Source organism: Providencia sp. PROV109 (assembly GCF_033681625.1).
GTDB classification, from domain to species: Bacteria; Pseudomonadota; Gammaproteobacteria; order Enterobacterales; family Enterobacteriaceae; genus Providencia; species Providencia hangzhouensis.
Map to the genome: position 1 here is coordinate 642,056 of NZ_CP096320.1, position 22,676 is coordinate 664,731.

Annotated in this window: 24 protein-coding genes and 1 pseudogene; 23 read left to right on the plus strand and 2 right to left on the minus strand. The window is 47.4% G+C overall.

Going from position 1 to position 22,676, the window contains the following annotated elements:
* Nucleotides 1–4: 4 nt before the first annotated feature.
* From M1F25_RS02835 to M1F25_RS02875, 9 genes are all read left to right on the plus strand, one after another.
* A complete protein-coding gene (locus M1F25_RS02835) occupies nt 5–556 on the plus strand; it encodes a MarR family transcriptional regulator (RefSeq protein WP_000811851.1) in 552 nt (183 codons plus the stop codon).
* Nucleotides 557–859: 303 nt separating this feature from the next.
* A complete protein-coding gene (locus M1F25_RS02840) occupies nt 860–1,228 on the plus strand; it encodes a metal-dependent hydrolase (RefSeq protein WP_011788464.1) in 369 nt (122 codons plus the stop codon).
* 9 nt (nt 1,229–1,237) lie between these two features.
* Nucleotides 1,238–2,392: an SAVED domain-containing protein gene (locus M1F25_RS02845; protein WP_181489231.1), complete on the plus strand. Its 1,155-nt coding sequence runs from the start codon at nt 1,238–1,240 to the stop codon at nt 2,390–2,392.
* On the plus strand, nt 2,385–3,575 hold the full coding sequence (locus M1F25_RS02850; protein WP_181489233.1) for a nucleotidyltransferase: 1,191 nt from the start codon (nt 2,385–2,387) through the stop codon (nt 3,573–3,575). Before M1F25_RS02845 ends, M1F25_RS02850 begins: the two co-directional genes overlap by 8 nt.
* Nucleotides 3,576–4,289, plus strand: coding sequence for a hypothetical protein (locus tag M1F25_RS02855; RefSeq protein ID WP_015066553.1), 714 nt, complete (start codon nt 3,576–3,578; stop codon nt 4,287–4,289). It abuts the gene before it with no gap.
* Nucleotides 4,290–4,405: 116 nt separating this feature from the next.
* The gene (gene mobH / locus M1F25_RS02860) at nt 4,406–6,556 is read left to right on the plus strand and encodes a MobH family relaxase (RefSeq protein WP_181489235.1); all 2,151 of its coding nucleotides are present in this window, start codon (nt 4,406–4,408) and stop codon (nt 6,554–6,556) included.
* Nucleotides 6,557–6,604: 48 nt separating this feature from the next.
* Nucleotides 6,605–8,425, plus strand: a complete 1,821-nt coding sequence (gene traD / locus M1F25_RS02865) for a conjugative transfer system coupling protein TraD (protein ID WP_181489237.1) — start codon at nt 6,605–6,607, stop codon at nt 8,423–8,425.
* A 9-nt stretch (nt 8,426–8,434) separates the two neighbouring features.
* Nucleotides 8,435–8,995, plus strand: a complete 561-nt coding sequence (locus M1F25_RS02870; RefSeq protein WP_181489239.1) for a conjugative transfer protein — start codon at nt 8,435–8,437, stop codon at nt 8,993–8,995.
* Nucleotides 8,982–9,617: a DUF4400 domain-containing protein gene (locus M1F25_RS02875; RefSeq protein WP_181489241.1), complete on the plus strand. Its 636-nt coding sequence runs from the start codon at nt 8,982–8,984 to the stop codon at nt 9,615–9,617. The genes M1F25_RS02870 and M1F25_RS02875 overlap by 14 nt, the downstream gene beginning before the upstream one ends.
* Nucleotides 9,618–9,642: 25 nt before the next feature.
* Here M1F25_RS02875 and M1F25_RS02880 read toward each other — a convergent pair whose 3' ends face one another.
* Together M1F25_RS02880 and M1F25_RS02885 are read right to left on the minus strand one after the other, a co-directional pair.
* Complete coding sequence (locus tag M1F25_RS02880) at nt 9,643–9,921, minus strand: helix-turn-helix domain-containing protein (RefSeq protein WP_000058216.1); 279 nt, start codon at nt 9,919–9,921, stop codon at nt 9,643–9,645.
* A complete protein-coding gene (locus M1F25_RS02885) occupies nt 9,918–10,241 on the minus strand; it encodes a type II toxin-antitoxin system RelE/ParE family toxin (RefSeq protein ID WP_001896384.1) in 324 nt (107 codons plus the stop codon). The genes M1F25_RS02880 and M1F25_RS02885 overlap by 4 nt, the downstream gene beginning before the upstream one ends.
* 180 nt (nt 10,242–10,421) lie before the next feature.
* On the opposite strand from M1F25_RS02885, the gene traL reads away from it, so the two are divergent.
* From traL to M1F25_RS02955, 14 genes and pseudogenes are all read left to right on the plus strand, one after another.
* Entirely contained in the window at nt 10,422–10,703 is a 282-nt protein-coding gene (traL, locus tag M1F25_RS02890) for a type IV conjugative transfer system protein TraL (RefSeq protein WP_000433891.1), read from the plus strand.
* Nucleotides 10,700–11,326 (plus strand): TraE/TraK family type IV conjugative transfer system protein, encoded by a 627-nt coding sequence (locus M1F25_RS02895; protein WP_159262613.1) that lies wholly within the window; start codon nt 10,700–10,702, stop codon nt 11,324–11,326. The genes traL and M1F25_RS02895 overlap by 4 nt, the downstream gene beginning before the upstream one ends.
* Nucleotides 11,307–12,206 (plus strand): type-F conjugative transfer system secretin TraK, encoded by a 900-nt coding sequence (locus tag M1F25_RS02900; RefSeq protein WP_345725755.1) that lies wholly within the window; start codon nt 11,307–11,309, stop codon nt 12,204–12,206. The genes M1F25_RS02895 and M1F25_RS02900 overlap by 20 nt, the downstream gene beginning before the upstream one ends.
* A 2-nt stretch (nt 12,207–12,208) precedes the next feature.
* Complete coding sequence (locus M1F25_RS02905; protein ID WP_159262611.1) at nt 12,209–13,498, plus strand: TraB/VirB10 family protein; 1,290 nt, start codon at nt 12,209–12,211, stop codon at nt 13,496–13,498.
* Between the two features lie 74 nt (nt 13,499–13,572).
* Complete coding sequence (gene traV, locus M1F25_RS02910; RefSeq protein ID WP_148039504.1) at nt 13,573–14,145, plus strand: type IV conjugative transfer system lipoprotein TraV; 573 nt, start codon at nt 13,573–13,575, stop codon at nt 14,143–14,145.
* Nucleotides 14,142–14,528 (plus strand): TraA family conjugative transfer protein, encoded by a 387-nt coding sequence (gene traA / locus M1F25_RS02915; RefSeq protein ID WP_032469918.1) that lies wholly within the window; start codon nt 14,142–14,144, stop codon nt 14,526–14,528. Before traV ends, traA begins: the two co-directional genes overlap by 4 nt.
* A gap of 220 nt (nt 14,529–14,748) precedes the next feature.
* Nucleotides 14,749–15,540, plus strand: coding sequence for a type IV toxin-antitoxin system AbiEi family antitoxin (locus M1F25_RS02920; RefSeq protein WP_181489243.1), 792 nt, complete (start codon nt 14,749–14,751; stop codon nt 15,538–15,540).
* Nucleotides 15,533–16,469, plus strand: a pseudogene (locus M1F25_RS02925) (nucleotidyl transferase AbiEii/AbiGii toxin family protein). The gene M1F25_RS02920 and the pseudogene M1F25_RS02925 overlap by 8 nt, the downstream one beginning before the upstream one ends.
* Nucleotides 16,470–16,600: 131 nt before the next feature.
* Nucleotides 16,601–17,293: a DsbC family protein gene (locus M1F25_RS02930; RefSeq protein WP_001228924.1), complete on the plus strand. Its 693-nt coding sequence runs from the start codon at nt 16,601–16,603 to the stop codon at nt 17,291–17,293.
* The gene (traC, locus tag M1F25_RS02935; RefSeq protein ID WP_000648043.1) at nt 17,293–19,692 is read left to right on the plus strand and encodes a type IV secretion system protein TraC; all 2,400 of its coding nucleotides are present in this window, start codon (nt 17,293–17,295) and stop codon (nt 19,690–19,692) included. Before M1F25_RS02930 ends, traC begins: the two co-directional genes overlap by 1 nt.
* On the plus strand, nt 19,685–20,032 hold the full coding sequence (locus M1F25_RS02940) for a hypothetical protein (RefSeq protein WP_001044649.1): 348 nt from the start codon (nt 19,685–19,687) through the stop codon (nt 20,030–20,032). Before traC ends, M1F25_RS02940 begins: the two co-directional genes overlap by 8 nt.
* Nucleotides 20,016–20,528, plus strand: a complete 513-nt coding sequence (locus tag M1F25_RS02945; protein WP_181159794.1) for a S26 family signal peptidase — start codon at nt 20,016–20,018, stop codon at nt 20,526–20,528. Before M1F25_RS02940 ends, M1F25_RS02945 begins: the two co-directional genes overlap by 17 nt.
* A gap of 7 nt (nt 20,529–20,535) precedes the next feature.
* Nucleotides 20,536–21,663, plus strand: a complete 1,128-nt coding sequence (locus tag M1F25_RS02950) for a TrbC family F-type conjugative pilus assembly protein (protein ID WP_225574384.1) — start codon at nt 20,536–20,538, stop codon at nt 21,661–21,663.
* Nucleotides 21,647–22,675, plus strand: coding sequence for a TraU family protein (locus tag M1F25_RS02955; protein WP_181489260.1), 1,029 nt, complete (start codon nt 21,647–21,649; stop codon nt 22,673–22,675). Before M1F25_RS02950 ends, M1F25_RS02955 begins: the two co-directional genes overlap by 17 nt.
* The last annotated feature ends 1 nt before the right edge of the window (nt 22,676 follow it).

Here is a 22,676-nt window from a genome sequence, read left to right on the forward strand (position 1 = left end):
GCAGATGAAACAGTTAACTCATAAAATTCTTCTTTCAGAAGTCGTAGGTTCTGACCATGCCTTTGGTAACGATGAAGGTAGTGAAGCCTATGTGAAGATTAAAAAGATCGTTGATGGTCACCCATCATGCGATATTTTTGCTATTAGCTTGGAAGGGATTCGATTCACTGATGCTTCATTTCCTCGTGAAAGTGTAATCTCGTTGGCTAAAGCATTGAAAGGAGAAAAAGGTTTTTACCTTTCTAATGTACCGAGTCGTGACCTTCTGGACAATTGGTCTTATGGCGCTACAGCCAAGGATCAACCTCTTCTAGTCAAGAGTGATAGCGGTTACGAAGTGCTCGGTGTGAAACTTAGTGCGACTGTCAAAGAGCTTCTAGATTTTGTTATTGCAAAAAAGACAGTGACTTCGTCACATGTATCTAAGCACTTTGACATTTCAGCACAGAATGCCAGTGGTCGATTAAAGAAGCTTCATGCTACAGGTCTTGTGTTAGGTCAAAAAGAAGTGGCAGAGTCAGGTGGACTGGAGTTTGTCTACCGATCAATTGTGTAGTTTTTTTGGTTTTCTGGTTAATCTGCTTGCGTTAATCAGAATTGAAGTTTATTATTTGATCAGATCCTTTGGATCTTTTTTATTAATATCTGATAAATGTGATTAAGTTAAGCAGAATAGGAGGCTTTATGGCTACAAATCCCCCATCAGGTGACGGACACAGAAACGGTGCCGTTAAAGGTAGATCTCAGACTCAGACGCCAAGTGGACATTGGGTAAAGCGAGATGCTGATACTGGTCGATTCATGGATGTAAAGACATCTGACAAAACGCCTTTTAAAGGCGTCAGGAAGGAGAAATAGTTTGGCTAATGGTAAAACCCATTTGGTCGTCGGGGCTGCGGTTGGTTTAACCGTTGCCCTAGCGGACAACAAAAAACAAGCTGTCAGTCACCATCCTGTAACTGCCATTACGGTTGGCTCTCTATTTGGCAAGCTTCCAGATATTCTGGAACCCTCTTTGGGTAACCCTCACCATCGCCAGTTTTGCCACAGTCTATTGGTGTTAACTGCACTAGGTGTTGGTCTCAAACATTTGTATGAGTGGCAACCGGAAGAGGCAATTGATAAGTGTCTTCGCGGGCTGGGGCTAATCGCCGGATGTGCTTATGTCAGCCATTTGCTCTGTGATGCGACAACACCGCGCTCACTTCCTTTAATTGGCAAACTATAGGAGTTTTGAATGGTCGTTGAAGTCACGAGGCACATTAAGCGTCCTGTTGAGCGGGAGCTTTGGGCTCGCGCAGCTGCTCGTTGTCAGTTTAGCGGGTGTAATAAATTGTTATACAAATCAGCGGTGACCCAGGAATCGGTCAATGTCTCTCAAAATGCTCATATTTACGCATTTTCTGAGAATGGGCCTCGTGGTTGGGGACTCTTTAAAACCAAGCCAACCAGCTTGAATGACGTCAGCAACCTCATGTTGATGTGCTATGACTGTCACAAAAAAATTGACCAGAAAGGCAGCGAAGATAGGTATCCAGCCGATCTCTTGATTAGTTGGAAAATGCAGCATGAGCAACGTATAGAAATCCTCACAGGCATTGCTCCTGATCGCAAATCAAATGTTGTTTTATATGGTGCCAATATTGGAACTGAAAGATCACCGATTAATTATCACGGTTGTGTTGAGGCAATGTTTCCGAATTGGTATCCGGCAACTGAAAAGCCAGTGACACTATCCATGGTATCAGAGCTGAAGGATCACTCTGAACAATATTGGCAAGCAGAGTCGCAACACCTAACGAAGCGTTTTCAAAGTAAAATTTCATCGATCATCGAAGAGGATTCTTGTAAGCATTTTTCATTGTTCGCGTTAGCTCCTCAGCCATTGTTAATAAAACTTGGCGCTTTGCTTACCGACAAAATTGAGGTCGAGACTTATCAGCTGCATCGAGAGCCTAAAGGCTGGTTTTGGCAAGACTGTTCAGATGATTTTGAGTACATCATCAACAGACCTCAAAATATGGAGGGGAAGCCTGCCCTGGTACTTTCTTTGAGTGACCATGTGTCGCATGAGCGAATTACTCGGGTTGTAGGGCCAGATACATCGATTTGGGAAGTGACTATCAAGCACCCTCATAATGATTTCATGCAGTCAAAACAGCAGCTCTCTTTGTTCAGAAAGTGCATAAGAAAGCTGATTGTTGAAATCAAAAATACACACGGGGATGCCACGCCACTGCAAATATTTCCTGTGATGCCAGTATCGTGTGCCGTCGAATTAGGACGGGCCAGAATGCCTAAGGCTGATATGCCATGGCTTATTTATGACCACGACATAAAAACACAACAATTTGTAATGGCAGTCGAGCTTCGAGGAGACCTTCATGAGTAATACTAAAAGTAACGATGTTCTAAACACAATTCTGGAAAAAATTGAGCTACCAGAGAGTGCTTATGAAAAGGCTGAAAAACGCTATAAGGATCTAGGTGATTGGTTACATCGCCCAGAGTCAACATGCGTGAATTTTGATCCCCACGTGTTTTCTCAAGGGTCCTTTCGTTTAGGTACGGCGATTAGGCCCGATTCAGAAGAACAGTATGACCTAGACATGGGGTGCAATCTTCGGCGTGGCCTGGATAAAACGTCTATCACTCAAAAGCAACTAAAGCACCAAGTCGGTCATGAATTAGAGCTTTATCGAAACGCCAGAGGAATTAAGGAAGAGCTAGCCGAGAAGAAACGCTGTTGGCGCTTAGAGTATGCCGATGGTCTTAGCTTTCACATGGACATAGTTCCGTGTGTGCCAGAGAGTGATACAGGAAGAGGACTTTTGAAAAAGCGGATGGTCGAAAACTCTAAGTTTGATGAAAACTTGGCTCAAAACGTGTCTCAGCTTGCAGTTTCGATTACCGACAACACAGATTCCACTTATGCAGTTGTGAATGAAAACTGGCGTATCAGCAATCCTGAAGGATATGCTCGATGGTTTGAAACGCGCATGAAGACGGCACGGTTAGTGATAAACGAACGTGAAATGCGATTTAAAGCCAGTATAGATAGTCTGCCATATTATCAATGGAAGACACCCTTACAGCAGGTTATCCAATTATTGAAGCGTCATCGTGACACTATGTTTAAAAACAATGAGGATAGTAAGCCAATATCGGTAATCATCACTACATTGGCGGCTAAATCGTATAAAGGTGAAAGTGATTTGGCTTCAGCGTTGAATACGGTGCTCTCCGAGATGGATGACCATATTTCTGCACAAGCACCAATGATTCCGAACCCAGTCAACCCAGCCGAAGATTTTGCAGACAAGTGGTATGACGAAAAATCTGCTCAATACCGATTACAAGAAAACTTTTATAAATGGCTGTATCAAGCTAGAGCTGACTTTAGTGCGCTTTGCTCAAGTGATGATACGCAACGAATAGTAAATGCGGCGCAAAATGGTTTGGATTTGAAGCTTGATTCAAGTTCGGTAGCACGTCTATTGGGTATTCCTGCGGTGACAACAAAACCAACTTTCGCAATTCAATCATCTGATCCAAAGCCATGGTTTAAGCAATAGATGAAGCACTGGAAGGCTGTGGGCCTAGAGGCTTTTCTCTCGGCCTATCCGAACATTAGATTAGTAGATGTCCATGCAGATAAGATTGAGTTGCAGGGAGAGTATCAGTTAAAAGCACAGCTAGCTGGAAGTCGGTTTATTGAGCGAACATTTTCTCTAAGGATTGTATGCCCAAGTGAGTATCCTAGGGCTTTACCAGTGGTGTTTGATACAGCTGGTTACTTTCCTCGTAATCAGGACTTCCATACTTACTCTGATGGATCATTTTGTCTTGGCTCAGACCTAAAAATTAAGTCAATTTTGAAAGCCGACTCGTCATTGACAACCTTTTTCGAAAAGATTGTTGTCAGGTTTCTTTATTCGGTGTCCCATAGGGTTGAATTTGGCAACTTTCCCTATGGCGAACTGGACCATGGTGAGAAAGGCCTGATTGATGATTATTCTCAGTTGTTCAATGTTAATGGTAAAGCATCGGTTCTACGGGCACTGAAAGCGTTAGGTTTGCGCAAGCGTGAGGCAAATAAATTACCTTGTCCATGTGGTTGTGGTGATCGTCTTGGCTCGTGTGACTATCGGTTTGTCTTGAACGAGTTTCGTCAAGTTGAGCGCCGCCGATGGTTTCGCGATCACCTACAAGAAGCTTTTACACCGATTGAAAAACCCAAAAGGAGAGTTGGGAAAAAAACTAAAAGGCCAAGTAGAAATACGCCTTAGCTTAATCAGCTCCCTCAGCATTTTTTGGCGTATGTGTTAATACATATCGGATTTTTTAGTCTAATCAACCGGCAACGCCAGATTGAACCTTCACACTATCGTGTCGGAGGTTCACTATGTTCAAAAAACTATTTTTTCAAACCAAAGCACTACCAGAGCTTTCATCGCAACTGGATGCAGACATTCCACGCTATCCGCCATTCCTGAAGGGGTTGCCAGCTGCGTCACCCGAGGATTTGCAGTCCACACAAGACGAGCTAATTGCCAAACTGCGCCAAGTACTTGGCTTCAACCAGCGTGATTTTCAAAGGCTAATTCAGCCCTGCATTGATCATCTGGCGTCCTATGTTCACTTGCTGCCAGCATCTGAGCATCATCATCACAGTGGCGCTGGTGGTTTATTACGTCATTCGTTGGAAGTTGCTTTCTGGGCTGCACAAGCTGCTGAAGGGATCATCTTTGTTGCCAGTGGCACACCGGTTGAGAAAAAAGAGCTTGAACCAAGGTGGCGTGTTGCGGCGGCATTAGGCGGTTTGTTCCATGATATTGGTAAGCCCGTTTCAGACCTGTCCATTACAGACGAAGATGGACGCTATCAGTGGAACCCATTTTTAGAAACTTTATCCCAGTGGACCACAAATAACAGTATTGAACGCTATTTCATTCGCTGGCGCGACGGACGGTGCAAGCGGCACGAGCAATTTTCAATTCTGGTGTTAAACCGGGTGATGACACCTGAGTTGCTCGCCTGGTTAACCCAGCCGGGCCCTGAGATTTTGCAAGCCATGTTGGAAGCAATTGGCAATACCGATCCCGAGCATGTCCTGTCTAAATTGGTTATTGAAGCTGACCAAACCAGTGTCCAGCGAGATCTGAAAGCTCAACGAATTTCCGTTGACGACAACGCCCTTGGTGTCCCAGTTGAACGCTATCTACTTGATGCTATGAGGCGATTACTTGCCAGTTCCCAGTGGCTGGTCAATCAGCGAGACGCCAGAGTCTGGGTACGAAAATCGAATCAATCAACCCATCTTTTCCTGGTTTGGAAAAGCGCGGCTAAAGACATCATTGAGCTATTGGCCAAAGACAAGATACCTGGCATCCCAAGAGATCCCGATACCCTTGCGGACATCCTCATTGAGCGAGGATTGGCCACTAAATCCGCCTCAAATGAGCGATATGAAAGCCTTGCCCCTGAAGTGCTGATCAAAGACGACAAGCCAATCTGGCTACCCATGCTGCATATATCTGAGGCAGATATATTGTTCAGCTCGAATGTACCAAGTAGCGTGATGCTGTTCAGCAAATCTGAGTGGGAAGCAAAACAGCAAACACAAGCAGAGCCACAGAGTCGCTCCAGTGAGCAGCCAGGCTTGCCTGAAGCGTCATCATCAATTGAACTCAGTAATTCGGCTGAGTCGCCATCGACAAAATCGTTAGAACAAGATGATGAACTTCGTCATTCAATCGATGTTAATAACCTCCAGTCAGCAGAAAACGATCCAAGAGATGGATGTGAAAAGCCTAACAATTCATATGATGGCGCTATCTCAAATAACGTAAGCCAGCAAAACGAAGCAGCATTTAATCTCCCTGAATCTTTGGCGTGGCTCCCAGAGGCCAGCAGTGCGTTGATTATGGCTGGTGAACAGATACTGATCCGCTATCCCGATGCCGTAAGACCTTGGTGTGCACCCCGAAAACTGCTTGCTGAACTCAGTCGATTAGATTGGCTTGAACTAGATCCCGCAAACCCGACACGTAAGGCCAGAACTGTGACTACGAATGATGGCGTTCAGGAGCAAGGGTTACTGCTGAAAGTATCGATTTCTAAAGGGCTAATTGCACTGATTGACCTTTCCAAACAAGACGCAGAGTCAGTGGAACCAATTCAGAACGAAGAGGCTTCACAGCGTCCGAGTCGAACTGAGACAGCCAATGCCCAAGCAAAAGAGCCCGCCACAAGAGCGGAGCGTAAGCAAAAGCCGATTGCGCCCAATGCAAACTCAAGTACAGACCCCAAACACGCGCAGCGGCAACAGATGGTTAATTTTGTGAAAGATTTGCCCATCTTACTGACCGATGGCGATTACCCAGACGTGGATCATAGTGCCGATGGTATTCGCGTCACGATTCAAACCTTACGCCAAGTCGCCAATGAGCATGGCATTCCAGCCGGACAGCTGCTTCGGGGGATCTCGGCCAGTGACCAATGCCAGTTTGATGAGGGGGAAACGGTTCTGTTTACCGCTCACGCTGAACGTTAATCCATTTGAAGTTAAGCGGATTGTAAACGGTTATTTTGCGGAGCATGAATGAAAGAAAACGCATATGAGATGCCCTGGCGCACGAACTATGAAGCCATGGCAGCAGCAGGTTGGCTGGTTGGTGCAACTGGGGCAATTGCCGCAGAAATGCTGACTGAGCTACCACCTGAGCCATTTTGGTGGATGACAGGGATTTCCTCGGGCATGGCGTTGTACCGCCTTCCTGAGGCTTATCGCCTTTATAAGTTGCAGATGGGGCTAAAAGGCAAACCATTGGCTTTTATGGAGCTTTCGCATTTACAAAAGGTGATGGCAAAACATCCAGATGAATTGTGGTTAGGGTATGGCTTTGAGTGGGACCAACGTCATGCCCAACGCGCTTATGAAATCCTAAAGCGGGATAAACAAACCTTGCTTAACCAAGGTCACGGCAAACAAATGGGTTCAACCTGGATTCATGGTGTTGAGCCCAAAGATGAAGATGTGTACCAGCCAGTTGGTCACACAGAAGGCCATACCTTAATTGTCGGCACGACCGGTGCTGGAAAAACCCGATGCTTTGATGCGATGATCACCCAGGCCATTTTGCGTAATGAAGCCGTGATTATTATTGACCCCAAGGGAGACAAAGAACTTAAGGATAATGCACAGCGAGCCTGTATTGCCGCCGGTAGTCCTCAGCGCTTTGTGTATTTTCATCCGGGGTTTCCAGAGCATTCAGTACGACTTAATCCCCTGAGGAACTTTAACCGGGGCACTGAAATTGCCAGCCGAATTGCGGCATTAATCCCATCCGAAACCGGTGCTGATCCATTTAAAGCCTTTGGCCAAATGGCACTGAATAACATCGTGCAAGGTCTGTTGCTTACGTCACAACGTCCTGATCTGAAAACACTGAGACGATTCTTGGAAGGTGGCCCAGAAGGCTTGGTAGTAAAAGCCGTCACAGCCTGGGGGGAGCAGGTGTATCCAAACTTTAGTGTGGAGATTAAACGCTTTACTGAAAAGGCCAATACCTTGGCTAAACAAGCCATGGCGATGCTGCTTTTTTATTACGAACGCATTCAGCCCGTTGCCGCCAATACCGATTTGGAAGGGCTATTGAGTATGTTTGAGCATGACAGAACCCACTATTCCAAGATGGTGGCTTCATTGATGCCGGTGCTCAATATGCTCACCTCAAGTGAACTAGGTCCATTGCTATCACCTATTGCAAACGATGTGGATGACAGCCGGTTAATTACGGATTCTGGCCGTATTATCAACAATGCCCAAGTGGCCTATATCGGGTTGGATTCATTGACCGACGCCATGGTTGGCAGCGCCATTGGTTCGTTGCTTTTATCCGATCTCACCGCCGTGGCCGGTGATCGCTATAACTATGGTGTTGAAAATCGTCCCGTAAATATCTTCATCGATGAGGCGGCTGAAGTCGTCAACGATCCCTTCATTCAACTGCTCAACAAAGGCCGTGGCGCAAAAATGCGTTGTGTGATTGCTACTCAGACCTTTGCTGACTTTGCAGCCCGTACAGGCAGCGAAGCTAAGGCACGCCAGGTGTTAGGTAACATCAACAACCTGATAGCTCTTCGGGTGATGGATACCGAAACGCAGCAGTACATTACTGACAATCTGCCTAAGACTCGGTTGCAGTACATCATGCAAACTCAAGGTATGTCGTCCAACTCGGACAGCCCCGCGTTATTTACCGGCAATCATGGCGAACGCTTGATGGAGGAAGAAGGCGATATGTTTCCACCGCAGTTATTAGGCCAGCTCCCCAACCTAGAGTACATCGCCAAGCTTTCAGGTGGCCGCGTCATTAAAGGTCGCATTCCTATTTTAACCAGCTCTACACAGGCAGCATAAGGAGTCTGTATGCATCATTCTGTCTGTCTGAAAATGACAACACTTACCAGTAAGGAAATGCTCGCTCAGTGGCAGCAACATAACCCCCAGTTCAAGGAAACCTTAAGACTGCTTGAAACCGACTGGCCTCATGCTTTGGCCTCGGTGTATTGCTTGGCGGACTACTTAACGGATGCGTTCACGTTAGATGGCCATTCCATCTTTGATTTGTGTCTGTGTAATGGTTTGGGCAGTTATGAAGAAGTCAGTTGTGATGATGACAGTGTACGCCTTTGGCATTTCATTGAGGCACTGACCTGGACTGCCGCCAGTGCTTTTACGGGGATTCGCCTGCGTGATCCTGACCATTTTGAGTGGGCCGCCGTGGATGGTGTGTATTTCTACACCTGGATTCGTAATCGTCCAAATCGGATGACGTATTTGGCTGAAGGACGCATCGAGGTGCGTTATGTCAGTGGTCATACGACGACAAAGCGGCTTCAACAAGTGATTAAAGCCCGGATTATGACGCCAACCGTTGCAGCCATGCTGGCACGAGTAGAAGAGGATGTTTGGCATGAGCAAGCATAAGTCGGTTTGGCTACTGTGTCTGGCACTGATGCTGGAGATTATTGCCATTGGCGTATTAGTGCCCGGTGATTGGACTGGCCGAGTCATTAGTAAAGAGAAGCAGATGATCCAAAATCAATTGGGCGCACAAACAAGCTATTGGATTGGTCAAAGTAGCCATGGCTGGTATCAATCATGGGTTGTGGATACGCAGATGGAGCAATCTGTGCGTGATTTTCTAATCCCCACTGAAGAGCAGCGACTTCGTTCTAAAGGGATGGAGAACATGGGAGGCTTTTGGTTTGTCTGGGTAGAAGACCGTATTCAGGCATTTTTTGATGTGTTGTACCAAGTGTTCACTCGATTTGCGTTGCTGATGGTCTGGTTGCCCTTTGCGCTTATTCTCATGTTACCGGCGCTGTGGGACGGCTTGATGACCTGGAAAATTAAGAAAACAACCTTTGATTTTTCGAGCCCTATCATTCACCGCTACAGCATGATTATCCTGGGCTCAGGCGTCATTTTGCTGTTTATGGGATTGTTCGCCCCGCTGGCTATTCCACCGGTGGTACTACCGTCGCTGATCATCGGCTTGGCATTGATGGCAGGGTTGGCGTTAAGTCACTTGCAGAAGAAGATATGAGGCCTATCAGGCCTCATGAATGACGTTAACTCATTTTTTGTGGCTTGAGTGTTAGTTCAAAGCCACATGCGTGAGCATATTTTAGAAGAGTTGACCAACTTGGATTGGCATTACCTTTTTCTAAACGACTGACGTTACTTTTTTGGGTATGCATTCTTTCAGCAACCTGTTCTTGAGTAAGCCCCGCCTTTGTTCTCATGGTAAGCAATTGGTCAATAAAGCTGAACTCACTCTCAAGCTTATCGTACTCATTCTTAACTTCAGCATTGGCTAAAGCACGTTGTTTCAGTTTTTGCAGACTCATGATTTTTGAACCTCTTTTTGTCTATCTCTGGCAAGATTGAGCTCATTTTTGGGCGTCTTTTGAGATTTTTTTACAAAAGCGTGTAACACATAAATGTGCTTCCCTTTTAAGTAGCAAAATAAGCCTCTACCAATACCTTCTTGAGCTTTGGCGCGGATTTCAAATAACCCATCGCCCATAGACTCAGTATGAGGAGGCCCCAAGTTTGCACCATGCTTTTCCATCAGCTCTAAAAGCTTAATCATGCGAGCTTGTATTTTGGGTGGCATATCGAGGATCTGATCCTCAACGCCATCGTAAAAGTCGATCTTCCAGCTCATGGGTATCCTTAACTTAGGTTATCATAAATGATAACTCTGGTTGCGCGGTTTGTCTAGAACTTAACCGTCTTGTCTGAGTAGAACCCTCAAAACCTTCAAAAATTCGGCATCTAGCTGACCACCGAACCTGCCAATCCCAAGGCATTCTTCACTTCTCAATTCAAACAACGAGGAGTGACTATGGAACCTGTGAGTATTCCATCCTATATCGATGACCCGCCGCACTTCCTGCTTTGGAGTGCCGATGAGATGGCTCCCATCCTGTTGGGGCTAGTGATCGGCATTTTTACCGGTAATGCCTTGGTTTTATGCCTGTTGGGGTTGGTGACAACCAAGCTCTATCGGCGTTTTCGTGATGGTCGCCCAGATGGTTTTATTCTTCACGCCATCTACTGGGCCGGGCTGTTGCCAACCAAAGCCAAGACGATCCCTAACCCATTTATCAGGAGCTATCTACCGTGAAGTTCGACGTGTTTTTAAAATCATGGCAAGGCACGCAATTAGAGAACCGATGGCAACGGTTCCTGATTGCGGTGCTGGTGCTATCTAACTTGCTGCTTGCGGTTGCGGCATTTTCTCGCAATACCGTGGTAGCCATTCAACCGCCAACCTTGTCTGAAACGGCTGAAGTGTCACGAAACCAGGCTACTCAGCCTTACTTGGAATCCTGGGGGCTCTACCTAGCTGAGCTTATGGGCAACGTGACGCCGGGCAATGTGTCTTTTATCCGAATTGCTATCGAGCCGCTGCTTTCTCCAGCGGTGTACCAGCAAGTGGTCGATGCACTGGAGATTCAGGCAAGACAAATCCGGGAAGACCGAGTCACGCTCAAATTCCAACCCAGACAAGTGGAGTATGAGTATGAAACCGGCCATGTCTTTGTGACCGGTTATTCCTTGGTCTCTGGACCATCTGGAGATGAACAGCGCCAAACTCGCACCTATGAGTTTGACATCGATATTGAGCAATACCGTCCAAAACTTAGCTGGATGGATACCTATGAGGGGCAAGCTAGAACGAAGCGCGTTCGTGAAAAGTTGACCCAAGAGCAAAACCGGAGGGTGAATGATGCGAACCAAAATTAGTCGATGGATTACACCAAGCTTAATCGCAATGAGCTTGAGTGGCGTCCTGTTATCTCAAGCGTCGTATGCAGACGTGGAATTGCCGATTGTGCCAGCTAGTGTGATGAAGCAGCCCGCTACAGCAAATCCACCGGTTCAAACCAATATGGTTTCAACGGATGTGCCAACAACGCTACTGATGACACCGGGGGTTAATGAACTGATCCCTGTCGCACTTGGTCATCTGAATCGGATTGTGACGCCGTTTGAATCGCCTCAGGTGAGAACAACCAGTGATGCTCAGACGCAAATCAAGGGGAATGTTGTATATGTGGCCACGGACAAAGAATCACCGGTTTCACTTTACATCACTCCGCCTGGTCTGGAAGCGCCCGCGTTATCTGTCACCTTAGTACCTCGTCGTATTCCACCGCGTGAAATCACCTTAGCTATTGATGGTCAGCAGTGGCCTATTAAGGGCGTCGTGAACCGCAAAGCCGCCACTTGGGAAACAGCTCAACCTTACGTCGATAACCTACGTGACTTACTCAGACGCCTTGCACTAAATGAGTTACCACAAGGCTATGACATCCGTTTAGCTGGCCAAACTGACACAAGCCCGAAATGTTTTCAGCCGGGCTTAAAGTTTGGTTTTAAGCAGGGGCAAATTGTGTCGGGACATTACTTCACCGTCTATGTAGGACTGGTTGAAAGCTTTGCCGATGAGCCGATAGAAGCCAGTGAATTAGCCTGTCATACACCAGATATAGTGGCAAGCGCCTACTGGCCTCGCAATATCTTGTTGCCGGGTGAAAAGACTGAGTTGTATGTGGTTGTTCGCAATCATCGTGAAGAAGCGGTGGAAAGTCAGCGACCTTCGCTTCTTGTGGGAGGTGAATAACGATGAAAGCACAATGGGAACAAATGAGCCCGAACATGAAGCGGGGCCTATCGGTTGCAGGTATTGCTGGTGGTCTCATCCTTATGGTGATGGTGTTTTCACCTAATCCTGACGATGGCTCAAGTAGTCGGAACCGACAGGAAACGATCCGGCACATTCTTACGGATACCAATACTCGTGATGTTGGGGTCGATAGTTTGGCTGCGAACGTAAAACTACTCAGTGAGCGCAATGAACAGTTACGTCGTGAAGTTGAGCGCTTGCGTCGTGACGTCGATTCAGGACGGCTAAGCCCAGGTTCGCCTTCTATACCAAGTGAGGTCAATGCGGAGCTGGCCCGCCTTAGAGCGGAACTTGATGATGTTCGCGCAGGAGGTGATGCAGCAGTTGAAGGCACAAATAGCCGTTTTGAAGTGCCTTTATCTGCCATGGAATTACCCAAAGACGAAAAGCCTCTGCCGTCTAACCCAGACGACTATTTTGCCAATGCGCCGCTGCCTGATCCGCTCTATCAGCAGCCAGCCAATGGCCAAGGTACACGAGCACGAGATGTTCCATTGCCGCCAATCACGATTCGTATGATTGAGCCTGAAGTGGTTGCTGAACCAGAGGTTGTTGTGCAAGAAGCGCCGCCTTTGTATCTACCGGCGGGCAGCATCATCTCAGGTACTTTGATCACCGGTTTGGATGCACCTACTCACGAGTCCGCAAGACGCGAGCCTTTTCCTGCATTGCTGAGGATTCAAAAGGAAGCCATTTTACCCAACCGATTTAGAGCGGATATCAAAGAGTGTTTCTTGATCGCCGCAGGTTACGGTGATTTGAGCTCTGAGCGTGCTTATTTGCGAGGCGAGACCATTTCATGTGTGAGAGAAGATGGTGGCGTCATTGAAACGCGACTTGATTCTTATGCCGTGGGTGAAGACGGCAAAGCCGGTATTCGTGGCCGATTAGTGTCGAAACAAGGCCAGCTGGTGGCCAAATCGATGATGGCCGGATTCCTTCAGGGCTTGGCAGGCGCATTTGATGTGAATCCTGTTCCGACGATTCAGACGGGTAATGCCGGTGATACTCAGCTGTACCAGCAAGTCATGAGCCAAGAAGCATTACAAGGTGCTGCGATTAAAGGCACCGGTAAAGCATTGGATCGAGTGGCCAAGTTCTATTTGGACATGGCTGAAAATATGTTCCCAGTCATAGAGGTAGACGCTGCCAGGAAAATTGATGTCATAGTCACTCGTGGTGCCTCGTTGTCGTTGGCCACTTCGCAAGGGGGAGGTGCAAGAAGATGAAAAAATCCTGCATGTTGCTAACCGATCGAAGTCCGTTTCAGACAATAAGATGTGTATCCAGAGGAGAGTTAACCATGACGACATCAATGCAGAACAACCCAAAGCACCATTCAAAACAGTGGTCTAAAGCTGGATTACTTTTATTGGCAGTCGGCTCAACCTTATTGTCTGGCTGTAGTTCATTGGGTCTTGGGAGTAGTGAATATGGATGTCCAGGTATGCCTGACGGTGTGCGCTGTTTATCCGCTCGTGAAGTCTATGAGCTTACAAGTAATGGGGCTGCACCCAAGACGATTGATGCTGTGGCGACTCGAATTGGTTCTCCCTCTGGGTATTCACAATCTGATTTAGAGACAGGACTGCTGAGCCATCCAGCATTACCTGAGACGCAGCAATCTGCACCTCTTCGCATTCCTTCAAGAGTGATGCGAATTTGGATTGCGCCTTGGGAGGATGACCGTGGAGATCTGAATTTATCCAGCTACGTGTTTACCGAAATTGAACCGCGCCGGTGGGATATTGGGGTGTCAGCACCTCGAACGGTTTCGCCAGTGCTACGTCCACTTCAGACTCAAAGCGATTCTGCCTCAGCGGGAGCTGATGGTAAGCGCGATAACTTGAGTATCTACGGAGAAACTAACGAATGACAAATGCAGTTCGCACCATTCAAACTCAGCGCCTAATGACCATTGGTGCGCTTGGTTTGATGGCGTTAATGATTTCGGAGCCCTCATTTGCGGGCACCGGCGGTGATGCTTTCACCGATGTGTGGGATACCCTAAAAGATTGGACCCAAGGTACTTTGGGACGGATCGTAGCGGGAGCCATGGTACTGGTGGGTATTGTGGGAGGTATCGCTCGCCAAAGCTTGATGGCCTTTGCCTTGGGCATTGGTGGCGGTATGGGTCTCTACAACACACCAACAGTCGTTGAAAGTGTTATGTCTGCAACCTTACCTGTTGTTGCCAGCACTCAAGAAGTCATTGGCACAACAGTTCCAGCAATCAGCGTCGTCTTACTGGGCACCTGAATGTGAGCCATATTAGGCAGTTCACTTAAGGCAATCAAACTTAGGTCTACACAACATCGGGTTATTGGTGATGTTGTGTAGACCTTTTCATTTCAGCGACGCCACATTAACGAACTTGGTTTACAGTATTTGGTATATTAATACCTAAGGTGTTAAAATTCCTATCGTAATAAACTATATGGTTTATACTGTTCGTGATATTCATACCTTGGGTGTTAAAATGTCATCTAAAATAAACTGGCTTGTTGCTCATACTTCTCCTGGTGCGCTAGTACTTCAGCAATGGCTGACTGAAAACGGCGTGAGCTACTCCCTGGCTCAAAAGTACACGCAGAACGGTTGGCTGAAGAAGCTTAGTTCTGGTGTGTACTATCGTCCAAATGCGCAGGGCGATATAAAGCCAACTTGGGTTGATGCCATTCAAGCATTGGATGTGCAATTGGGCGTTCCAGTTCATTTGGCTGGATTGAGCAGCTTAACTCACCAAGGACTGAGTCACTATTTGCAGCTGAACAAAGAGCAAGTTTGGATTTGCGTTAAAAACAAGTCGTCCTTACCGAAATGGTTTCGTGAATTCCCTTATCAGAATTGGTTTTACTGCGGAAACCATAAGCTTGAAGTGAATCCCGAGAAGGATTTGAAAAGGATCAGGGTTAAAGAGAAAGAGCTCACTGTCAGCTGTGCAGAACTTGCTGCCTATGAAGTGGTAGATGCGATTGGAAAGCTGATTTCATTTGAGCATGTCGCAGAATTATTTCAGGGTTTAGTCAATCTTAGCCCTAGAAAAGTACAAGATATTCTTGAACGAAGCAGCTCTGTTCAGGCAAACCGAATATTTCTATTTCTGGGTCGATACTACGATCACCAGTGGGTCAATCGCATAGATGAAACAAGAATTAAATTGGGGGCAGGAAAGCGGCAGGTTGTCGAAAAAGGACGTTTTGATGAGCGATATCAAATCACAGTGCCAGAGATATTAAGCGTCAAAAAAGGTGAACAACATAATGGATAAAGATAGCCCATATTACAAACAGGTTTCCTTGCTCATAAGAATGCTTCCTGTGGTAGCAACAGAGACGGTTTTTGCACTTAAAGGTGGCACCGCCATTAATTTATTTGTGAGAGATTTTCCTCGGCTATATGTAGATATTGATCTTGCTTATCTTCCACTTGAACCAAGAGATGAGGCTTTGATTAATGTCAGGGCTGCATTGCAGCGCATTACAGACAGAATCAATACTCAACCAGATATCAGAGCGGCATTTCAGGATAATAAAGCTGATGAACTGAGAATCGTTGTATCAAGTCCGGTTGCGACGATCAAAATTGAAGTGTCGCCCGTCGCCAGAGGTACATTGCATAGTGCAGAAATAATGCCAGTTCAAGAGTCTGTTGAAGACGAGTTTGGTTATGCTGAGATTCAGGTAGTCAGTCTTCCCGATCTGTATGGTGGAAAATTGTGTGCTGCAATGGATCGCCAACATCCTCGCGACTTATTTGATGTGCGTATGTTACTTGGCAGTGAAGGGATTTCGAGAGAGATTTTGGTGGGTTTTTTAACCTATACATTAAGTCACCCTCGGCCTATTAATGAAGTCATGTCGCCAAACTGGCAGCCTCTGAATGAGAAATTTCAGGCAGAATTTGACGGAATGACTTTTGAAAAAGTTGAATGCGAAGACTTAGCCTCTTAGGCCCATGATGTTAATTGAACTGCAAAAACATTTCACAGAAAGGGATCATGCTTTCCTTATGTCATTCAAAAGAGGACAACCTGACTGGGCATTGTTTGACTATCCTAAAGCAGCAGACTTGCCAGCGATTCGTTGGAAGTTGCAGAACATTAACAAATTGGCAAAGAATCAAGCAAAACATCAAGAGCAATTAGATAAATTGAAGCAAGTGCTTGATGATTGGCTTGTTAACGCAAACGCCGAGTAATTCGTTTATAACAAACCTCAACGAGCTATAAGCCCCCTAGTTAGATTGCGATTTCTTCAATCTATCTAACCGAGTCCACATAGGACAACTGCATAGACTGGAGCCTCGATTTACATTAACGAGGACTCCTCATGCGAAAACTATCTCCAATTATTCTGGCGCTTGCGCTGTCTCCATTGGTTCAAGCTGAACCTGTGTCTGAAGTGTCGCCCGTTGGCAAAATTGACGGCATGGTTTCTTTGCCGGTCACGGGTATGAAAGCGGTCGAAAGCAATGGCCGTATTGTTTTCATGTCAGACAGTGGCCGGTTCGTCATTGATGGCACGCTCTATGATGCCTGGTCGAAAAAGCCGCTTACCAGCCTTGAAGAAATTCGTGAAGCGGGTAACACGCTGGACTTAAGTCGTCTTGGCTTAAAAATGGATGATTTGAATCCACTGACGCTGGGTGAAGGCAAAAAGAAAGTGGTGGTCTTTGTTGATCCCCGGTGTCCGCATTGCCATGAGCTTTTGAAACAAGCCCTACCGCTAACCAAAGAATACACCTTCCAAATACTCCCTGTGCCAGTGCTTGGTCCTGATTCAGAGCGTCAGGTTCGCCAGCTTGGCTGTGCGCGTGACAAAAAAGCGGCCACCGATGCATTGCTGAATGGCCGGATTGGTAACCTAGAACAGGATGATGCCTGCAACTTAGAACCAATGCAGCGTACCTTGGTGACGGCTCAAATCCTGGGCATTCAAGGTGTGCCTTTCATCGTCGCCAATGATGGTCGCATCAGCCGAGGCCGTCCTTATGATCTTTCTGCTTGGTTGGAGGGGCGTTAATGAAAGCCTCTCTGTATTCAGGGCAACGCGCTTCAGAGCTATTGCCAGTATTGGCCTATTCAGACGATGAGCAACTGTTTTTCATGGAAGACCAAAGTGTTGGCTTTGGTTTTCTATGTGACCCATTGCCGGGTGGTGATGAGTCTGTTGCAGACAGGGTTAATGTTCTTCTCAACAACGACTGGCCAAAAGACACTTTGCTGCAATTTGGCCTGTACGCCTCGCCTGATATTCAAACCGACCTTCAGCGCATGATGGGCTTACGGCATCGTCAATCCGATCCATTGCTTAGGGCGTCGATACGCAAACGTGCGGATTTTCTCGATGGGGGCACGGTTCAACCGATAGAAGAATCGACCCAGACTCAGGTTCGCAACTTTCAACTGATCGTCACCTGCAAATTGCCTTTGGAAAGTCCTATACCGACGGAGCGTGAGTTGAGTCGAGCATCCGCGCTTCGGGCTTCTTTCTCGCAAGCGCTGGCAACGGTTGGTTTTCGCGTCACTGAGATGACTGACCGAAACTGGCTCGCGGCAATAAGTGCTCAGCTTAACTGGGGAAAAGATGCTTCCTGGCGCAATCCATCACCAATCCGCAGTGAGGCAGATAAACCACTTCGGGAGCAAGTGTTGGATTATGACCGAGCTATCAAGGTGGATAGCCAAGGTCTGATGCTGGGCGATTACCGAGTTAAAACCTTATCGTTTAAACGCTTGCCTGAGCGGATCTGGTTTGGTCATGCCGCAAGTTTTGCGGGCGATATGATGACGGGCAGTCGCGGTTTACGCGGCAGCTTTTTGCTAAATGTCACCATTCACTTTCCCTCAGCTGAGGCGATGAGATCTCGTTTAGAGACGAAGCGTCAGTGGGCGGTCAATCAGGCCTATGGCCCGATGCTCAAGTTTGTGCCGGTGCTTGCAGCCAAGAAAAAGGGATTTGATGTTCTTTTTGAAGCTTTGCAAGAAGGTGATCGTCCTATTCGGGCCAATATGACTTTGACGCTGTTTTCACCAACGGGAGAAGCGTCCATCAGCTCTGTTTCAAATGCTCGAACTTATTTCAAAGAACTCGGATTTGAGCTGATGGAAGACAAGTACTTCTGTTTGCCCATTTTCCTGAATGCCTTGCCATTTGGTGCTGACCGCCAGGCGATGAACGACTTGTTTCGATTCAAGACCATGGCGACACGGCATGTCATCCCTCTGTTGCCTTTATTTGCGGATTGGAAAGGCACTGGCACGCCGGTGATTAACTTTGTTTCCCGTAATGGCCAGATCATGAGTGTGTCCCTTTATGACTCGGGCAGTAATTACAATTGTTGCATCGCGGCGCAATCGGGATCGGGTAAGTCATTCCTGGTGAACGAAATCATCTCCTCCTACCTATCAGAAGGCGGGCAATGCTGGGTGATTGATGTTGGCCGCTCTTATGAAAAGCTGTGTGAAGTCTATGACGGTGAGTTCTTACAGTTCGGGCGAAACAGTGGCATTTGCTTAAATCCGTTTGAAATCGTTGAGGACTATGACGAAGAAGCGGATGTGTTGGTTGGGTTATTGGCCGCAATGGCCGCACCTACGCAGTCATTAACCGATTTTCAGATGGCAAACCTAAAGCGTCAGACCCGTGAACTGTGGGAGAAAAAAGGTCGTGCCATGTTGGTTGATGATGTGGCAGAGGCCTTGAAAAATCACGAAGACCGACGTGTGCAAGACGTGGGTGAGCAGCTCTATCCATTTACGACACAGGGCGAATATGGCCGCTTCTTTAATGGCCACAATAATATTCGCTTCAAAAACCGTTTCACCGTTCTGGAGTTAGAAGAGCTCAAGGGGCGTAAGCATCTACAACAAGTGGTGTTGCTTCAGCTTATCTACCAAATCCAACAAGAGATGTACTTAGGTGAGCGGGATCGTCGCAAGATTGTGTTCATCGACGAAGCCTGGGATCTGCTGACTCAAGGTGATGTCGGTAAATTTATCGAAACGGGTTACCGGCGATTTCGAAAATATGGTGGCAGTGCTGTAACGGTAACGCAATCGGTCAACGATTTGTATGATAGCCCTACAGGTAAAGCCATCGCTGAAAACTCAGCCAATATGTACCTGCTTGGTCAAAAAGCTGAAACCATCAACGCGCTCAAAAAAGAAGGCCGCTTGCCACTAGGTGAAGGCGGCTATGAATACCTGAAAACGGTTCATACCGTCACTGGTGTCTATTCCGAAATTTTCTTTATTACCGAAATGGGCACCGGGATTGGCCGCCTCATCGTCGATCCGTTTCACAAGCTGTTGTACTCGTCCCGTGCAGAAGATGTAAACGCGATTAAACAGTTAACGCGCAAAGGCCTTTCTGTTGCTGATGCCATCTCTCAGTTGTTGAAGGAGCGAGGCTATGAATAAGACCACGCTTTGGCCATTTATGGCCTCTATTACTTTGTCTATTGCTGGTAGCGGTTTAATGACCAGCTGGCTCTTAATGAAAACACTCGAACCCATCCACAGCCAGTTGGCGTTAAGTACGCCCATTGCGGTCGTGGATTTTGGGGAGGCTGTGCTGTCACTGGGCCCCAATGCCAGCGAACAAGACATCGAATCCAGGTTGCTTCAGACCAATCAGCAAATTGAAAAGCTAAAAGCAGCCGGTTTTATCGTGCTGGATGCCCAAGCGGTGGTGGGTGCTGATGATTCCGTATTTGTGCCATTAGGCTCAAAGGAGGTGTCTCATGCAGATACTCCGTAAAAGAATGCCTTGGCGGCCATACCTCATCCAGTTGACTGTTCTTGCGTTAATCATGGCCTTGGTAGGCACCTACGCCATGATGCGCTACCGAATAGGTATTGATACCCAGCAAGAGCGCTGCCTGCCTGATACCACGGTGTATCTGATTGACCTATGGAATAAAAAGCCCGTTAAGGATGGTTTGTATGCCTTCCACTCAAAAGGACTCGCTCCGTTATATAACGACGGTACTCGGATGCTGAAACGCCTAACAGGGATGCCTGGGGATGAAGTCAAGGTGACGCCTGAGCATGTGATGGTGAACGGTGCTGAAGTCTCTACCGGCATGGCATTAGCCCAGCGTCTTGGTGTGGCGGAAACAGAATTTAGCCGCTCATTGACGCTGCAAGAAAACGAATATTGGTTTTCCGGTGAGGCTGCAACGAGTTTTGACTCCCGCTATTGGAATGCCGTTAAGCGCGAGCAGATTGTTGGTCGCGCTTGGCCGCTTTGGTAGGAGGTGGATGATGAGAAGACTATGCCTCTTATTTTTGTTGGTTGCTCCATTGGCTTGGGTTCAAGTGTCCTGGGCACAAGAGCCTTATCCGTTGTCTGATGAGGACAAAAAGATCGTTGAAATGAGCCGCAGCATTTTACAAAGTGCTGTGGATGGCTCATCTGAATTTATTGAGCCTTTTGCACCGGTTGAACAACCTGTGTCGCTCAAACACAGCGATGAATGGTTGATATTTGCGTCGTCCTCATTGGGTGATTCCTCACTGAAGCAGCTATTTAAAGAGGCCAGTGCTACCGGCGCTATTGTGTTGTTTCGGGGAATTCCTGAAGGAAAGACCTTGGGGGCGGCGATCCGTGATTGGCATACGCTGATGGTGGGACTTGATCCTGTTCCTCAGGTTCGAATCGATCCGAAAGCCTTTGTGCACTGGCGGGTGACTAGCGTGCCTGCCATTTTCCGCATAGAAGATGACAAGGTGACTGCAAGTGCACTAGGGGTTTACAGCAAGGACTGGTTGCAGCGTCAAATTGAAACAGGCAATACCGGTTCATTGGGTCAACGCGGTCCTATTCATTCCATTTTAGAACCGGATTTGATGCAAGTGGCGATGCAGCGTTTACAGTCGCTTGACCTGGGCGCGTTAAAGAAAAAAGCCATTGAGCGTTTCTGGTCTCGCCAAACTTTCACTGACTTACCCAAAGCCACGCAGTATCGGATAAGAATGGTTGATCCAACCATCGTCATGAAGCGGCCACTATTGGATGCCAATGGCCGAACATTGATCCCAGCAGGAACGCGTATTAACCCGCTAAAAGCCTTGCCATTTACTCAGCAGCTCGTGGTGTTTAATGCGTCGAACGCTGAAGAAGTGGACGCAGTAGCGCATTGGCTTGAGGGCCAAGATAGGACGCTGCGCCGCATTACGCTTATCACCACGCAGCTCGACCGTGCTCAAGGTTGGAATAGCCTCAATGCGCTCGAAAAGACATTGGACAGTCCGGTTTATCTTCTCAATGCCTCGCTAAAGCAGCGCTTTGATTTGCAAGTCACCCCATCGTTTGTTCAAGCAAAGGGACTCGCGTTTGAAATAGAAGAAATTCCAGCAAAGGAGCTTGTTCATGAAAAAGCTCAATAATACGTATCGTCTGTTGCGGACTCTCGTTGTCATGTTTGTCCTTGGCGCATCTATTCCTGCAAAAGCCGAACTGACCTGCCCAGACGCGGGTTTATTGTCGGGCAAGTTGCTGACGGATGTTTGCTGGTCATGCATTTTTCCTATCCGGGTTGCCGGTCTTCCTCTTGGCTCAGGCAATGTCCCAAGCGGCGCATCAAACAAGTCGTTTTGCTTATGTGAAGATAACTTAGGTGTGCCAAGGCCAGGTATTGTTACCAGCATGTGGGAGCCAGCGCGTTTGATTGAACTGGTCAGAACGCCAGGTTGTTCGCCTTCACTGGGAGGGATTCGCTTACCGTTAGGTGATAGGCGATTGCAAGGTGGTCATGGTGAGGGTGAATACGATACCGGTGATCTCGCTTTCTACCATTACCATTATTACGCCTTTCCGCTTTTGGTCATGCTCGATTTGTTCATGGATGGCAATTGCAATGCCGATGGTTACATGGACTTTGACTTGATGTATTTGTCGGAATTGGACCCAACATGGCTGAACGATGAACTGGCCTTTTTTACTCAGCCTGAAGCTGCTGCCGTTGCCAATCCATTGGCTATTTCGGCTTGTACCGCTGACGCTGCCTCATCAACGCTTGGTAAACCCATCGACCAGTTGTTTTGGTGTGCTGGCAGTTGGGGCCATCTCTATCCCTTATCTGGCCACACCTTAGCCATTGGCTCATTAGCAGAAAACACCAGCCATTTAGCGGCGCGTGCAATCGCGGCTCAACACAGGCGTGGTCTTGCTAGGCGAACAATGGGGAACAGTGCGCTATGCCGACCTGTTATCGAACCCATGCTGCCGAAATCACAATACAAGATGAGTATGTTCTTCCCTGTACCGGAAACTGAAAGTGCGCATGTCATCGGTGAAAGCACCATGAAATGGGGAGAGTGGCGAACGATCCCCGGTGCCGGTGAAGATGCGCTCTACATTTTGTGGCGCTGGCAAGACTGCTGTAACTCGGGAGGTTAAC